Origin of the sequence: Nocardioides terrigena (assembly GCF_003047265.1) — a bacterium.
Classification (GTDB): Bacteria; Actinomycetota; Actinomycetes; order Propionibacteriales; family Nocardioidaceae; genus Nocardioides; species Nocardioides terrigena.
Genome location: NZ_PZYY01000001.1, coordinates 400,426 through 415,130, shown reverse-complemented (window position 1 = coordinate 415,130; position 14,705 = coordinate 400,426). Strand labels below are relative to the sequence as shown.

Sequence of the window (14,705 nt, the reverse complement as noted above, 5' to 3'; positions counted from 1 at the left end):
GCACGCGGGGGACGGCGGCGTACGACGTGTCAGGCGCGAGGCTCCGTGATGGGCCCCGACGTGGGACCCGCCGCGGGCGGCTCGTCGTCGGGCACGGGCGCCGGGTCGGCGCCCAGGCTGGCCAGCGCCACCGTCTGGTGGTCGGCCAGGTCGTACTTCTGCGCGTGCAGCACCGCCCGCCGGACGCGGGAGGGCAGGGTCGACTCGTAGGGCTCCGTGCGCAGCGACTTCATCAGCGAGACGCACATCGCCACGATCACCAGCATGAAGGGGCCGGCCACGATGATCACCAGCGTCTGCAGCGCGCCGAGCCCTCCGGACCACAGCAGGATGGCGGCCACCGCACCCTGGGCGACACCCCAGAAGACGACCAGCCAGCGCATCGGCTCCTCCTTGCCGTGCTGGCTGAGCATGCCCATCACGATGGACGCGGAGTCGGCCCCGGTGATGAAGAAGATGGCGATCAGGAAGACCGCGAGGACCACGGTGACCGACGAGAGCGGGTACTCGCGGAGCATCGTGAAGAGCGCGCTCTCGGTCCCCTCCTCGGCCAGCACCCCGCCCAGGTCGCGCACCCCGGTGAGCTGCACGTCGAACGCCGAACCGGCCATGATCGAGAACCACACGAACGACACCAGGCTCGGCACCGCGATGACGTAGACCACGAACTGGCGGATCGTGCGCCCCTTGGAGATGCGGGCGATGAACATGCCGACGAAGGGGGTCCACGACACCCACCAGGCCCAGTAGAAGATCGTCCACCCGCTGATGAAGGCGTCGCCCCCGAACGCCCCGGTGCGGAACGACATGGCGGGCAGGTGCGTCAGGTAGCCGCCCAGGGACTCGGTGAACGTGCTCATGATGAAGACCGTCGGCCCCACCACGAAGAGGAAGAAGACCAGCACCAGCGCGGCGACCGCGTTGGCGTTGGAGAGGAACTGCACCCCCTTCTCGACACCGGTGACCGCCGAGGCGACGAAGCAGGCGGTGAGGAAGGCAATGACCGCGACGGTGACCCAGTTGGACTCCCCCGTGCCGAACACGTCGTCGAGGCCGCCGGTGATCTGCAGGGCACCCAGCCCCAGCGAGGTGGCCGAGCCGAAGAGCGTGGCGAAGATCGCGATCACGTCGATCGCCTTGCCGGGACCCTGGGTGGCGCGTCGCCCGAGCAGCGGCCCGAAGGCTCCCGACACCAGGTTGCCGGCGCCCTTGCGGTAGGCGAAGTAACCGATGGCCAGGCCGATCACGGCGTACATCGACCACGGGTGCAGGCCCCAGTGGAAGAAGGCGTACTCCATCGCGGTGCGCGCCGCCTCGGGCGTGCCGGCCTCGGCCCGGCCCGGCGGGATGCTGCCGTCGGTGGTGGCGGTGAGGTAGGTGAGCGGCTCCGCCACCCCCCAGAACATCAGACCGATGCCCATGCCGGTCGCGAACATCATCGACACCCAGGAGAACGTCGAGAACTCCGGCGTCGAGTCGTCCGGGCCGAGCCGGATGTTGCCGTAGCGGGTGGCCGCGAGGTAGACGGAGAAGATCAGGAAGCCCGCGCTCACGAGCACGAACATCCAGCCGAAGTGGCTGGTGAGCCAGGTGAGGGCCTTGCCGGTGCCGGTCGTCATGCCGTCGGAGTCGAGCGCCCCCCAGAGCAGGAAGGCGACGACGAGTGCGGCGGCCACCCCGAAGGTGACCTTGTCCAGCGGGACGGCGCCGGTGCTGCCGCGGTACTGCTCGTCGCCCGGTCCGGGCGGGGCCTCGTGGGTGGTCTGGGCCATGTCCTGCTCCTTCTCCGGGCCAGGGTTGCGTCCTCCGCAACATGAAGGCGGAGGACGCAACCACTGTCGTGCGTGGAGCGGATCACGTCAAGGCTCCCCGACCGCCGGGGTCGGCGCGGGGTCGGCGCGACGGCGATGCTGGAGACCCTGCTGGAGCCCTACTGCAGCCAGGCGTCGACCTTGTCCTGGTTCTCCTCGACCCACTTGGCGGCGGCGTCCTCGGGAGACATGCCGCCGGAGGCGATGTAGCCGGCCACGACGTTCTGGTCCTCGTTGGTCCAGGTGAAGTTCTGCACCAGGTCGACGGCCGTGGAGTCGGACGCCGCCCAGTCGGTGCCGACGATCTTCTTCAGCTCGGTCTCCGGGTAGTCGCACGCGACGGTCTGCGGGTCGTCCTGGCAGCCCTCCTCGTACGGCGGGAGGGCGACCCGCTGCATCGCCACCTCGGCGTTGAAGTACTGCGGCTCGTACCAGTACCCGATGACCCACTCCTTGTTCTCCTCGGCCTTGCGGAACGCCTCGATGGAGGCGGCCTCCGAGCCGGAGAAGACGACCTTGAAGTCCAGGTCGAGGTTGCTCACGATCGCCTCGTCGAACTGCACGAACGACGGGTCCGCGCCGAGGAACTGGCCCTTGCCGTCGGACTCGGACGTCGCGAACTCCTGGGCGAACTGGTTGAGGTTCTCGTACTGGAGGATCTCCGGGTGCTCCTCGGCGAGCCACGGCGGCACGAACCAGCCGATGATGCCGACGTTGCCCTGCGGCCCCATGTCCATCGCGGACCCGTCGCCCTCGCCCTCGAAGAACTTCTTCTCCAGGTCGGGGTGACCCCAGTCCTCGATGACGACGTCGACCTCTCCGGTGCCGAAGCCCTGCCAGGAGACGTCCTCCTTCAGCTCCTTGTACTCGACGGTGCAGCCCAGCTGGTCCTGGGCGACGGTGCCCACGACGTACGCGCTGGCCTCGTAGCCGACCCACGGGTTGACGGCCATCTGGAGGTCCCCGCACTCGCCGCCACCCTCCGCGGCCTGCGACTCGTTGGCCTCGGTGGCGTCGTCGACGGATCCGCCGCCACAGGCGGAGAGCGCCAGCGTGGCGACGGCGGCGAGGGCCCCCAGACGAGCCCCCCGGCTTCTGGCAATCCTCATGATGCTGCTCCTCTGATCTCGTGGTTGGTTCGAAACTCTGCGGTGGTCACCGGGGCGGCCCGATCGGCAGCCGGATGTTGAAGGCGCGCCGCGGGCCCGGCCCGTCGTCGCGCCGCATGTCGGCGGCCGCCCGGGTGATCCGGTCGAGCATCACGCCGAGCAGGACGATGGTGATCCCGGCAGCGGCGCCCTTGCCCCACGCCTCGCTCCGGGAGAAGCCGTAGACCACGTCGAACCCCAGTGCGCCCGCTCCCACCAGCCCGCCGATGACGGTCATGGACAGCACGTAGAGCAACCCCTGGTTGGTGGCGAGCACCAGCGAGCCCCGGGCCATCGGCAGCTGCACCTTGGTGATCTCCTGCCAGGTCGTCTGGCCGGTGGAGCGGCCCGCCTCGATGGTCGTGGGCGAGACCGCCTTGACCCCGTCGGCGACCAGCTTGATGGCGGCCGGCGCGGCGTAGACGATGGCGGCCACGATCGCGGTGAAGCGGGTCGGACCGAAGAGGGCGAGCACCGGGATCAGGTAGACGAACGGCGGGATGGTCTGGCCGGCGTCCAGCAGCGGACGGATGCCGAGGTCGAAGCGGCGGTCGCGTGCCATCCAGACGCCGAAGACCAGGGCCAGGACCATCACCAGGACGGTGGCGACCAGGGTCATGGTCAGGGTGATCATCGCGTCGTGCCAGAGGTCGAAGAACCAGATGCCGGTGAGGCAGACGAGGGTGGACACGAGGGCGCGCATGCCTCCGAACACCAGGGCGAGGGCGGAGATGGCGACGTAGGAGACGTACCAGGGCGACTCCGCCAGCAACGACTGCATGGGGTTGAGGAGCCAGTTGGTGACGAAGTCCTTGAAGACTTCGGTGACGCCCCCGAACGTGTCGGTGACCCAGTCCATGACCTCGTTGACGCCGTCGGCGAGCCGGTCGCCGATCGTGTAGACGGGGAACTCGGCCAGGCTGAGGTAGGTGCGGGAGAGGTAGACCGCGACGAGGGTCGCGACGGCGCCGACCGCGAGGACGATGCGCCGCATGCGCACGTTGCCACCGCCGCCGCGGGCGACCTTCTCCGCGCGCTCGCTCGCCGCCGTGGTGGTGCGGTCGAGCATCACGGCCATCACCACGATCAGCACGCCCGGCACGAAGGCGGCGCCGACGTCGTTGATGCGCAGGCCGGCGAGGACGGGCTTGCCGAGACCGGGACCGTTGACGAAGGCGGCCAGGGTGGCCATCGAGAGCGCGGCCAGCGTCGTCTGGTTGAGGCCGACGATGATGGTCTTGCGCGCCATCGGGAGCTGCACCTTGCGCAGCCGCTGCCAGTAGGTCTGCCCGGCGGAGTCGGTCGCCTCGATGGTCGTGGTCGACACCTCCCGGATCCCGAAGCCGGCGATCCGGACGAGGGGCGGGAGCGCGTAGAAGATCGTACTCACGACCGCCGCACTTACTCCGATGCCGAAGAACAGCACGACGGGCAGGAGGTAGACGAAGGTCGGCATCGTCTGCAGCAGGTCCAGGACGACGGTCACGACCTTGTTGGCCCGAGGGCTGGTGCCGATCAGGACCGCCAGCGGCATCCCGATGACCACGACGATGGCGACCGACATGCCCGTGACGATCAGCGTGTCGAGCGAGTCCTGCCAGAAGCCGAGGACGCCGAAGGAGAGGAAGGAGAGGCAGACCAGCACCGCGATGCGCCAGCTGGCGATCATGAGGCCGATGTACGTCGCGATCGCGACCACGCCGAGCCAGCCGATCTCCGGCACCGGTCGAGGCGGGCTGGGCACCACGATCATCCGCTGCACCCACTCGAAGGCGCTGCGGAGCATGTCGGCGATGGAGTTGGTGAACTGCATGACCGGGTTGGTGTCGCGGCCGGCGAGCAGCGCGTTGTTGATCTCCGTGAGCTCGTCGTGCAGGTCGGTGCGCGCGACGCCGGGCAGGGCCAGCGTGTTCGTGCCCTTGGTGAAGTACCAGACCACGATCCACACGGCGACGACCCCGGCCGCCGGGATCCAGCGGCTGACCCGGGTCCGTTCGGGCGGCGGCGGCTCGGCCCCGGGCTCGACCGGCTTCGGGGCCGCCGGCGCCGGGGCCGTCGTGGTCACACCGCCTCCTCGGCCACGACGACGCGCATGATGTCCTCCTCGTCCACGACGCCGACGAGGCGGTCGCCGTCGAGGACCCGGATCGGTGCGTCCGACGCGATCGCCGCGCGGGCGGCGTGGCGCACGATGGTCGAGACCGGCAGCGTCGGCCCGTCCATCGACTCCCCCGGACGCGGGTCGCGCATGACCCACTTCAGCGTGAGCACGTGCGCCTTGGGCACCTCGGAGACGAAGTCCTTGACGTAGTCGTCGGCGGGCTGGGCCACCACCTCGTCGGGCGTGCCGATCTGCACGATCGCCCCGTCGCGCAGGATCATGATCCGGTCCCCGAGCTTGAGCGCCTCGGCCAGGTCGTGGGTGATGAAGACCATCGTCTTGCCGAGCTCGCGGTGCAGCCGGATGACCTCGTTCTGCATGTCGCGCCGGATGAGCGGGTCGAGCGCCGAGAACGGCTCGTCGAAGAGCAGCATCTCGGGGTCGCCGGCCAGGGCGCGCGCCAGGCCGACCCGCTGCTGCATGCCGCCGGACAGCTGGTCGGGGTAGGACATCTCGTAGCCGGTGAGCCCGACGAGGTCGACGATCTCGGACGCCTTCGCCCGGCGCTCCTTCTTGGAGACGCCCCGCACCTCGAGGCCGTAGGCGACGTTGTCGATCACCTGGCGGTGCGGCAGCAGCCCGAAGTGCTGGAAGACCATCGAGACCTGCGTGCGGCGTACGTCGCGCAGCTGGCTCTCCGAGGCCGAGGTGATGTCCATCCCGTTGAGGGTCACGGTGCCGCTGGTCGGCTCGATCAGCCGCGTCAGCAGCCGGACCAGGGTGGACTTGCCGGAGCCCGACAGCCCCATCACGACGAAGACCTCCCCCGGTGCGACGTCGAAGGAGACGTCCCGGACCCCGACGACGTTGCCCGTCTTGGTCTTGAGCTCGGCGCGCGAGAGCTCTGCGTCGGGCGTGCCGATGATCTTGTCCGAGCGCGGGCCGAAGATCTTCCAGAGACTGTCGACCGACAGGGCTGCCGTCATGACTGCTCCTCCACTACATGGTCGGTGACGTCGTTGCGACGGTCGCCGGGCGGGTACAGCGGTGAGCCGCCATGGTGGCGGTAGAACGGCACGTCGGCGGGCGGGAGCGGCGTACGTCCCGAGATCAGGTCAGCGGTCTTCTCGGCGACCATCATCACGGGGGCGTAGATGTTGCCGTTGGTGATGTAGGGGAACACCGAGGCGTCGACGACCCGCAGACCCTCGGTGCCGTGCACCCGCATGCTGGTGGGGTCGACGACCGAGAGGTCGTCGGTGCCCATCTTCGCGGTGCACGAGGGGTGCAGCGCCGTCTCGGCGTCCTCGCGGACCCAGTCGAGGATCTCCTCGTCGGTCTCCACCGACGGCCCCGGCGACAGCTCGCCGCCGTTGAACGGCGCGAACGCCGCCTGGTTGAGGATGGAGCGGGCCACCCGGACCGCCTCGACCCACTCACGCCGGTCGTTGGGGGTCGAGAGGTAGTTGAACAGCATCCGCGGCTTCTGCCGTGCGTCGGTCGAGGAGATCCGGACCCAGCCCCGGGTGTCGGCGTACATCGGACCGATGTGGACCTGGTAGCCGTGGGCGTACTTGTCCTGCCCCGCCGGCGGCGAGCCGTCGTAGCGGATCGCGATGGGCAGGAAGTGGAACATCAGGTTGGGCCACTCGACGTCCTCGTTGGACCGGCAGAAGCCGCCGCCCTCGAAGTGGTTGGAGGCCGCGGTGCCGGTGCGCCTGAACAACCACTCCAGGCCGACCAGCGGGCGGTTGCGCCACTTGAGGCCCTCGACGATCGACACCGGCTGGAGCGAGGCGTACTGGATGTAGACCTCGAGGTGGTCCTGGAGGTTCTCCCCCACCCCCGGGAGGTCGTGGACCATCTCGACGCCCAGGGGGCGGAGGTGCTCGGGGTTGCCGATGCCCGAGAGCTGCAGCAGCTGGGGCGAGTTGATCGCACCGCCGCACAGGACGACCTCGCCCGCTCCCACGTACTCGTGCCGTCGCCCGGCGCGGAAATACTCGACGCCGACCGCGCGCGTGCCCTGGAAGCGCACCTTGGTGGCGTGGGCGAAGGTCTCGACCGTGAGGTTGGGACGCCCCATCACCGGGTGCAGGTAGGCCCGCGCCGCCGACATCCGCACGCCCTTGACGATGTTGCGGTCGAAGCGCCCGAAGCCCTCCTGCCGGTAGCCGTTGACGTCGTCGGTCAGGGGGTAGCCCGCCTGCTCCGCCGACTCGAAGAAGGCGCTGAAGAGGGGGTTGGTGGCCGGGCTCCGCTCCAGCCGCAGCGGGCCCGACCCACCGCGCCAGGCGTCCGCGCCGACCTGCCCGTCGGGCATGACCAGCGACTCCATCCGCTTGAAGTAGGGCAGGCAGTGGGCGTAGTCCCACGTCTCCATGCCCGGGTCCGCGGCCCACCGCTGGTAGTCCATCGGGTTGCCGCGCTGGAAGATCATCCCGTTGATCGAGGACGACCCCCCGAGCACCTTGCCGCGGGCGTGGTAGACGCGACGGCCTCCCATCGCCGGCTCCGGCTCCGACTCGTACCTCCAGTCGTAGAGCGGGTTGCCGATCGGGAAGGGCAGCGCACCGGGGGCATGGATCAGCGGGTCGAACCGGTCCGTGCGCCCCGCCTCCAGCACCAGCACCGAGGTCGAGGGGTCGGCCGAGAGCCGGTGGGCGAGGGCGCACCCGGCCGAGCCTCCACCCACGATGACGACGTCGTACCGGTCCTTGCCCATGTCTAGTCCCCGGACTCCTGCTCGGCGCCGAACCAGTGCTGCACGGCGGGCCTGATGTTGTGCCAGACGTGCTTCGTCTCGCGGTACTCGTCGAGCCCCGCCGCGCCGAGCTCGCGCCCGGTGCCGGACTGCTTGTAGCCGCCCCACTCCGCCTGCGGGACGTAGGGGTGGTAGTCGTTGATCCAGACGGTGCCCATCCGCAACCGGCCCGCGACCCGCTGCCCGCGCCCCGCGTCGCGGGTCCACACCGCGCCGGCCAGGCCGTAGATGCTGTCGTTGGCGATCGCGACCGCCTCGTCCTCGTCGCGGAAGGTCTCGACCGTGAGCACCGGCCCGAACGACTCGTCCTGGGTCACCGACATCGCGCTGGTGCAGCCGTCGAGGACGGTCGGCAGGTAGTAGAAGCCGTCCGCGAGGGCCGGGTCGTCGGGTCGCGTGCCGCCGCAGCGCAGGACCGCGCCCTCGGCGAGGCCGCGGGCGACGTACGCCTCGACCTTGTCGCGGTGAGCGGCACTGGTGAGCGGTCCCGTCTCGGCCTTGTCGTCGAAGGGCCCGCCCAGCCGGATCTGCCTCGCGCGGGCGACCAGCTCGTCGACGAAGTCGTCGTGGACCGACTCCTCGACGAGCAGCCGGGCGCCGGCCGAGCACACCTGGCCGGAGTGCAGGAAGACAGCGGTCAGCGCGTAGTCGAGCGCGACCTCGAGGTCCGCGTCGGCGAAGACGATGTTGGGGTTCTTGCCGCCCAGCTCGAGGGCGACCTTCTTGACCGTCGGGGCGGCCGCGGCCATCAGCCGGCGTCCAGTCTCGAGCCCGCCGGTGAAGGAGATCAGGTCGACGCGGGGGTCGGTGGCCAGCGGCGCCCCGGCCGTGGCCCCGGCGCCGAGAATCAGGTTGCCGACGCCGGCCGGGAGCCCCGCCTCCTCGAGCAGCCGCATCAGGTGGATCGCGGAGTGCGGCGTGAGCTCGCTGGGCTTGAGCACGAAGGTGTTGCCGGCCGCCAGGCAGGGGGCGACCTTCCAGGAGACCTGGAGGAGCGGGTAGTTCCACGGGGTCACCAGGCCGCAGACCCCGACGGGCTCGTGCACGATGCGGCTGACGACGTCGGCGTTGCCGGTGTCGACGACGCGCCCGGCCTCCTCGGCGGCGACCCGCCCGTAGTGGCGGAATACCGAGACGATGTCGGCTACGTCGTACTCGCTCTCGACGTACCGCTTCCCGGTGTCGAGCGACTCCATCCGGGCGACGACCGCCGTGTCGCGCTCCAGCAGGTCGGCGACCCGCAGGAGCAGGTCGCCCCGCTCACGGCTGCTGGTGCCGGGCCAAGGCCCCTCGTGGAAGGCGCGGTACGCCGCGGCGATGGCCGCGTCGGTGTCCTCGGCGTCCGCCTCGTCGACCTCGGCCACGAGGGTGCCGTCGGCGGGGCACCGGATCTCCCGGCGTCCGCCGGCGAGCGCGCTCGTCCACATCGCGTCCACGTAGAGCTCAGGCAAGGCCAACCACCTTCCGGGCGGCAGCGTGGCGGCGAAGCCGACACGCTCGGCCCATCTCGTACCGCGGGCGGCAGCGTGACGGCGAGGTCGACACGCTCAGCCCATGGATCCCGTGTTGCGTATGTCGCAACCGGATGCTCCGAGCGCAACCAGCCAGACACTCCGAGGATGCTGCGAGGACACCGTGCCGTCAAGGGCGATTGGACCAGCCCCGAGACATGGAGACCTACCTGTGACCCCAGCCGAGCCGGTGCGAGACCTCGACGGCGGCCTCGGTCACGAGCCGCACGACCTCCGCGAGGCGCTCGGGCGTCAGCCGGAACGACGGCCCGGAGACGCTCATCGAGGCCACCACGTCGCCGTGCGCGTTGCGGACGGGTGCGGCCACCGCGGTGAGGCCGACCTCGAGCTCGTCGACCGCGAGCGCGTAGCCCTGGGCGCGGACGCGTTCGAGCTCCTCGCGCAGCAGCGGTCGGCGGGTGATCGTGTGGGGGGTGTACGTCGCGAGGGTGCCGAGGACCGCTTCCAGCGACGACTCCTCGAGGCCGCTCAGCAGGACCTTGCCGTTGCTCGTGGCGTGCAGCGGGATGTGCTGGCCGACCCAGTTGTGGGGCTGGAGGGCCGACGAGCCCGCGACCTGGTCGAGGTAGAGCGCCGAGCTCTCGGAGAGGACCGCGATGTTGACCGTCTCCCCGGTGTCCGCGGCCAGCTGGCGACAGATCGGACGGGCCTCCTGCACCAGGTCGAGCCGGGCCGTGGTGGCACCGGCCAGCCGCAGGATGCCGACCCCGAGGCGGTAGCGCCCCCGGTCCACGGTCTGCTCGACGAGGCGGTGCGCCTCCAGCGTGGCGACCAACCGGAAGGCGGTGCTCTTGTGGACGCCGAGCTCGGCGGCGATCTCGGTGACCCCGGCCTCCCCGGTGCGGGCCAGCACCTCGAGGATGCCGAGGGCCCGGTCGACCGACTGGACGCCCTGGCCAGTGACGGCCGTGGGCAGCTCCGCCGCCGCGGAGGCCGTCGGGACCCCGGTCGCGGACACGACCTCGCCATCGACCTCGCCGTCGACCGGGACAGCCTTGCTCATGGCGGGAGACTAGCGCACCGGCTGTTGCGTATCGCAGACTGCGTTCCGTCGAGCGCAACAACCACGACCACCGAGTCCGACCCCCGAGGAGCCCCCATGGTGCAGGCGACGAGCGCCTCCGACCAGGCCGCCGCGCCGGACAGCACGGCGCCCGACAGCTACGTGCTCGTCCTCTCCAGTCCCGACCGGCCGGGCATCGTGCACGCGGTGTCGGGCTTCCTCGTGGAGCGGGGCGGCAACATCGTGGAGAGCCAGCAGTTCGGCGACCGCCTCACCGACCGCTTCTTCATGCGGATCGACTTCACGGTGTCCGGCCCCGCCACCGCCGACTCGCTGCGGGCCGACTTCGCGACCGTGGCCGCGCGCTTCGACATGGACGTCGAGCTCTGGGCCGCGCGGGCGCCGTACCGCACGCTCATCATGGTCTCCAAGCACCTGCACTGCCTCAACGACCTGCTCTTCCGGGCCAGCACCGGCGCGCTCCAGATCGAGATCCCCGCCGTGGTCAGCAACCACCGCGACGCCGAGGCCCTGGTGCGCTCCTACGGCCTGGAGTTCCACCACGTGCCGGTCACGCCGGACACCAAGGCGGACGCGGAGCGGCGGCTCATGGAGCTGGTCGACGAGACCGGCGCGCACCTGGTCGTGCTGGCGCGCTACATGCAGGTCCTCTCCGACGACCTGTGCCGCCAGCTGTCGGGTCGGGCCATCAACATCCACCACTCGTTCCTGCCCAGCTTCAAGGGGGCCCGGCCCTACCACCAGGCCTTCGACCGGGGCGTCAAGCTCGTCGGCGCCACCGCGCACTACGTCACCGCCGACCTCGACGAGGGGCCGATCATCGAGCAGGACGTCATCCGGGTCGACCACACCTACGACCAGGACCAGCTCGTGGCCGCCGGCCGCGACGTCGAGGCGCAGGTGCTGTCCCGGGCGGTGCGCTGGCACGCACAGTCCCGGGTCCTGCTCAACGGCGACAGGACCGTCGTCTTCCGCTGAGCGCACACAGTCGAGAGAACAGGGCCAGTCGGGCAGAGGGTTCGGCGACCACAGGAGCACCACCGAGGAGGGACCCAGCCATGCTGTCGGACATCGAGATCGCCAACGCCGCCACCCTGCAACCGATCCGCGACGTGGCCGCCGCCACCCTGGGGATCTCCGAGGAGCACCTGGTCCCCTACGGCCACCACAAGGCCAAGGTCGACCTGGCCCACCTCGCCTCCCTCGCCGACCGCCCCCTCGGACGGCTGGTCCTGGTCACCGCGCTGTCCCCCACCCCGCCCGGCGAGGGCAAGACCACCACCACCGTGGGCCTCACCGACGCGCTGCACGGCCTCGGCCACCGGACCGTCGCGTGCCTCCGCGAGCCGTCCATGGGCCCGGTGTTCGGCATGAAGGGCGGTGCGGCCGGCGGCGGCTACAGCCAGGTCGTGCCGATGACGGAGATCAACCTGCACTTCACCGGCGACTTCGCGGCGATCGCGGCCGCCAACAACCTGCTGGCCGCCCTCATCGACAACCACGTGCACCACGGCAACGAGCTCGACATCGACGTCCGCAGCGTCACGTGGAAGCGGGTCCTCGACACCAACGACCGCGCCCTGCGCGAGGTGACCGTGGGGCTCGGCGGGCACGCCAACGGCTTCCCCCGCGAGGACGGCTTCGACATCGTGGTGGCCTCGGAGCTGATGGCGATCTTCTGCCTCACCGAGTCCTGGGCCGACCTCAAGCAGCGGATCGGCGACATCGTCATCGGCTACACCCGCGCGATGGCGCCGGTGACGGCCCGCGAGCTCGGTGCCGACGGGGCGATGGCCGTGCTGCTGCGCGACGCGCTCGCGCCCAACCTGGTCCAGACCTTGGAGGGCGCGCCGGCCTTCGTGCACGGCGGCCCCTTCGCCAACATCGCCCACGGTTGCAGCTCGGTGATGGCCACCCGTGCCGGGCTGAGGCTGGCCGACATCGTGGTCACCGAGGCCGGCTTCGGCGCCGACCTCGGTGCCGAGAAGTTCGTCGACATCAAGTGCCGCAAGTCCGGGCTGCGACCCGACGTCGCGGTCGTCGTGGCCACCGTGCGGGCCCTCAAGTACCACGGCGGCATCGCCCTGGCCGACCTCGGCACCGAGGACGTCGCCGCGGTCGAGGCCGGCATGGTCAACCTGCGCCGGCACCTCGACAACGTCCGCGGCGTCTACGGCATCCCCTGCGTCGTCGCGGTCAACCGCTTCCCCACCGACACCGACGCCGAGGTGGCGAAGGTCGTCGAGCTCGTCGCCGCCGAGGGCGTGCAGGCCTACCCGGCCACCCACTTCGCGGACGGTGGCGTCGGGGCCCACGACCTTGCCAAGGGCGTGCTCGCGACCTTCGACGAGCCCTCGCCGTACGACTTCTCCTTCACCTACGAGGACGACCTCTCGCTCACCGCCAAGGTCGAGGCGATCGCCACCAGGCTGTACGGCGCGGGGCAGGTCACGTGGGAGGCGAAGGCACGTCGACGGCTCCAGCGCATCGAGCGCGACGGGTACGGCGCGCTGCCGGTGTGCGTCGCCAAGACGCAGTACTCGTTCTCCACCGACCCCACCTCGCTCGGAGCCCCCTCGGGCCACGAGCTGCACGTGCGCGAGGTCCGCCTCTCGGCGGGCGCCGGGTTCGTCGTGGTGGTCTGCGGCGACATGATGACGATGCCCGGGCTGCCCCGCGACCCGTCGGCCTCGCGCATCGACCTGGCCGACGACGGGACGATCAGCGGCCTGTCGTAGGCCCGCTCAGTCGCCGAGCTCCCGGCGACGCCGGATGACGTACTCCTGCAGCTCCTGGCGGATCGCGTCGTCCAGGGGCGGCTGCTCGTAGTCGTCGAGCTTCTTCCGGTAGATCTCGGTGGCCCGGGCGTTGGCGTCGTGGCCGCCGTTGCGCATCCACTTCTCGTAGTTGTCCGAGGAGGAGAGCATCGGGCGGTAGAAGCAGGTGCGGAAGCGCTCCATGGTGTGCATCGCCCCGAGGAAGTGCCCACCGTGGCCGACCTCCTCGTGGGCGCCGAAGGCCATCGAGGCCTCGTCGATCTCCAGCGGCGTGAACTCGTGGCGCAGCATCTGGAGGAGCTCGACGTCGACGATGAACTTCTCGTAGCCCGCCACCAGGCCGCCCTCGAGCCACCCGGCGGAGTGCATCACCCAGTTGGCGCCGGCGAGGAAGGTCGGCATCAGGGTCATCAGCGCCTCGTAGCCCGCCTGCGCGTCGGCCACCTGCGACGACGTCAGCCCGCCGCCGGTGCGGAACGGGAGCCCGAAGTGGCGAGCGATCTGGCCGGTGCAGAGCAGGCCGATCCCCGACTCGGGGGTGCCGAAGGTCGGCGAGCCGGACTGCATGTCGATGTTGGAGAGGAACGACCCGAAGATCACCGGGGTCCCGGGCCGGATCAGCTGGGAGAGCGCGATGCCGGAGAGGGCCTCGACGATCTGCTGGACCAGCGCGGCCGGGATGGTCACCGGCGACATGGCGCCCATCAGGATGAACGGGGTGAGCACGACCGGCTGGCCGGCCGCGGAGTACTCGAACTGGGCCTCCAGCATCCGGTCGTCCCAGCGCAGCGGCGAGTTGCAGTTGATCAGCGAGATCGTGGCCGGCGTCTCCTCGATCGCCTCGCGGGAGCCGAAGAGGATCGAGGTCATGGCCAGGGTGTCGGCGGCATTGACCCCCGACACCACGTTGCCCATGTAGACCTTGTCGGTCAGCGTCTGGAGGGCGTAGGTCATGTCGAGGTGACGGCTGTCGAGCGGGGTGTCGTTGGGCTCGCAGATGATGCCGCCCGCGGAGTCGAGCACCGGGAACGACTGGGCCAGCTTGGTGAAATTGGTGAAGTCGTCCATCGTCGCGTCACGGCGTACGTCGCCCTGCCGCACGAAGGGCGGCCCGTAGACCGCACCGAAGGCCATCGAGTCGCCGCCGATGTGGATGTCGTGCTCGTGGTTGCGGGCCTGCACGTCGAACTCCCGCGGCGCCTTGGCGACCTGGGCGAGGACGAAGTCGGGGTCGAGGAAGACCGTGTGGCCCTCGACCCGCTGGCCCGCCTTGCGGAAGAGCTCGAGCGCGCGCTCGTCCATGAACTCGACGCCGATCTCGGTCATCAGCTTGCGCCAGCCCTTGTCGAGCATCGCCATGGCGTCCTGGGACAGCACCTCGTAGCGCGGCATCGTGTTGCGGAACACGGGTCCTCCTGGGTGTCGACGGGCCGGCCCATCGGTGGACCGGTGCTTGACCGGACCGCGCGACGGCTCCTAACCTCATGATGTGGAACCACGGTTCCACATCATGGAACCCATGGGAACCCCCCGACGCAAGGAGTCCGC

The 14,705-nt window shown here is 70.4% G+C and carries 10 protein-coding genes; 2 read left to right on the top strand and 8 right to left on the bottom strand.

What is annotated here, in order from left to right; translation table 11 throughout:
- Positions 1 to 29: 29 nt before the first annotated feature.
- From DAE25_RS01965 to DAE25_RS01935, 7 genes are all read right to left on the bottom strand, one after another.
- The gene (locus tag DAE25_RS01965) at positions 30 to 1,772 is read right to left on the bottom strand and encodes a BCCT family transporter (protein WP_107764543.1); all 1,743 of its coding nucleotides are present in this window, start codon (positions 1,770 to 1,772) and stop codon (positions 30 to 32) included.
- Positions 1,773 to 1,930: 158 nt separating this feature from the next.
- A complete protein-coding gene (locus tag DAE25_RS01960) occupies positions 1,931 to 2,920 on the bottom strand; it encodes an ABC transporter substrate-binding protein (protein WP_107764542.1) in 990 nt (329 codons plus the stop codon).
- Between the two features lie 46 nt (positions 2,921 to 2,966).
- Positions 2,967 to 5,024 carry an ABC transporter permease gene (locus DAE25_RS01955; protein ID WP_107764541.1) on the bottom strand — a complete coding sequence of 686 codons (2,058 nt, stop codon included), beginning with the start codon at positions 5,022 to 5,024 and terminating at the stop codon, positions 2,967 to 2,969.
- Positions 5,021 to 6,046: a quaternary amine ABC transporter ATP-binding protein gene (locus DAE25_RS01950; RefSeq protein ID WP_107764540.1), complete on the bottom strand. Its 1,026-nt coding sequence runs from the start codon at positions 6,044 to 6,046 to the stop codon at positions 5,021 to 5,023. The genes DAE25_RS01955 and DAE25_RS01950 overlap by 4 nt, the downstream gene beginning before the upstream one ends.
- Complete coding sequence (gene betA, locus DAE25_RS01945; protein ID WP_107764539.1) at positions 6,043 to 7,785, bottom strand: choline dehydrogenase; 1,743 nt, start codon at positions 7,783 to 7,785, stop codon at positions 6,043 to 6,045. Before betA ends, DAE25_RS01950 begins: the two co-directional genes overlap by 4 nt.
- Positions 7,786 to 7,787: 2 nt before the next feature.
- A complete protein-coding gene (locus DAE25_RS01940; protein WP_199907388.1) occupies positions 7,788 to 9,275 on the bottom strand; it encodes an aldehyde dehydrogenase family protein in 1,488 nt (495 codons plus the stop codon).
- A 226-nt stretch (positions 9,276 to 9,501) separates the two neighbouring features.
- A complete protein-coding gene (locus tag DAE25_RS01935; protein ID WP_107764538.1) occupies positions 9,502 to 10,359 on the bottom strand; it encodes an IclR family transcriptional regulator in 858 nt (285 codons plus the stop codon).
- A gap of 96 nt (positions 10,360 to 10,455) precedes the next feature.
- On the opposite strand from DAE25_RS01935, the gene purU reads away from it, so the two are divergent.
- Both purU and DAE25_RS01925 read left to right on the top strand, forming a co-directional pair.
- On the top strand, positions 10,456 to 11,358 hold the full coding sequence (purU, locus tag DAE25_RS01930) for a formyltetrahydrofolate deformylase (RefSeq protein ID WP_107764537.1): 903 nt from the start codon (positions 10,456 to 10,458) through the stop codon (positions 11,356 to 11,358).
- A gap of 80 nt (positions 11,359 to 11,438) precedes the next feature.
- Positions 11,439 to 13,118, top strand: coding sequence for a formate--tetrahydrofolate ligase (locus DAE25_RS01925; RefSeq protein ID WP_107764536.1), 1,680 nt, complete (start codon positions 11,439 to 11,441; stop codon positions 13,116 to 13,118).
- Positions 13,119 to 13,124: 6 nt separating this feature from the next.
- Here the strand turns inward: DAE25_RS01925 and DAE25_RS01920 are convergent, their stop codons facing one another.
- Entirely contained in the window at positions 13,125 to 14,564 is a 1,440-nt protein-coding gene (locus DAE25_RS01920) for a trimethylamine methyltransferase family protein (protein ID WP_107764535.1), read from the bottom strand.
- Between the last annotated feature and the right edge of the window lie 141 nt (positions 14,565 to 14,705).

Coding starts and splice junctions, on each gene's coding strand:
- DAE25_RS01965 (WP_107764543.1), bottom strand. CDS start 1,772: ATGGCCCAGACCACCCACGAGGCCCCGCCCGGACCGGGCGACGAGCAG.
- DAE25_RS01960 (WP_107764542.1), bottom strand. CDS start 2,920: ATGAGGATTGCCAGAAGCCGGGGGGCTCGTCTGGGGGCCCTCGCCGCC.
- DAE25_RS01950 (WP_107764540.1), bottom strand. CDS start 6,046: ATGACGGCAGCCCTGTCGGTCGACAGTCTCTGGAAGATCTTCGGCCCG.
- betA (WP_107764539.1), bottom strand. CDS start 7,785: ATGGGCAAGGACCGGTACGACGTCGTCATCGTGGGTGGAGGCTCGGCC.
- DAE25_RS01935 (WP_107764538.1), bottom strand. CDS start 10,359: ATGAGCAAGGCTGTCCCGGTCGACGGCGAGGTCGATGGCGAGGTCGTG.
- purU (WP_107764537.1), top strand. CDS start 10,456: ATGGTGCAGGCGACGAGCGCCTCCGACCAGGCCGCCGCGCCGGACAGC.
- DAE25_RS01925 (WP_107764536.1), top strand. CDS start 11,439: ATGCTGTCGGACATCGAGATCGCCAACGCCGCCACCCTGCAACCGATC.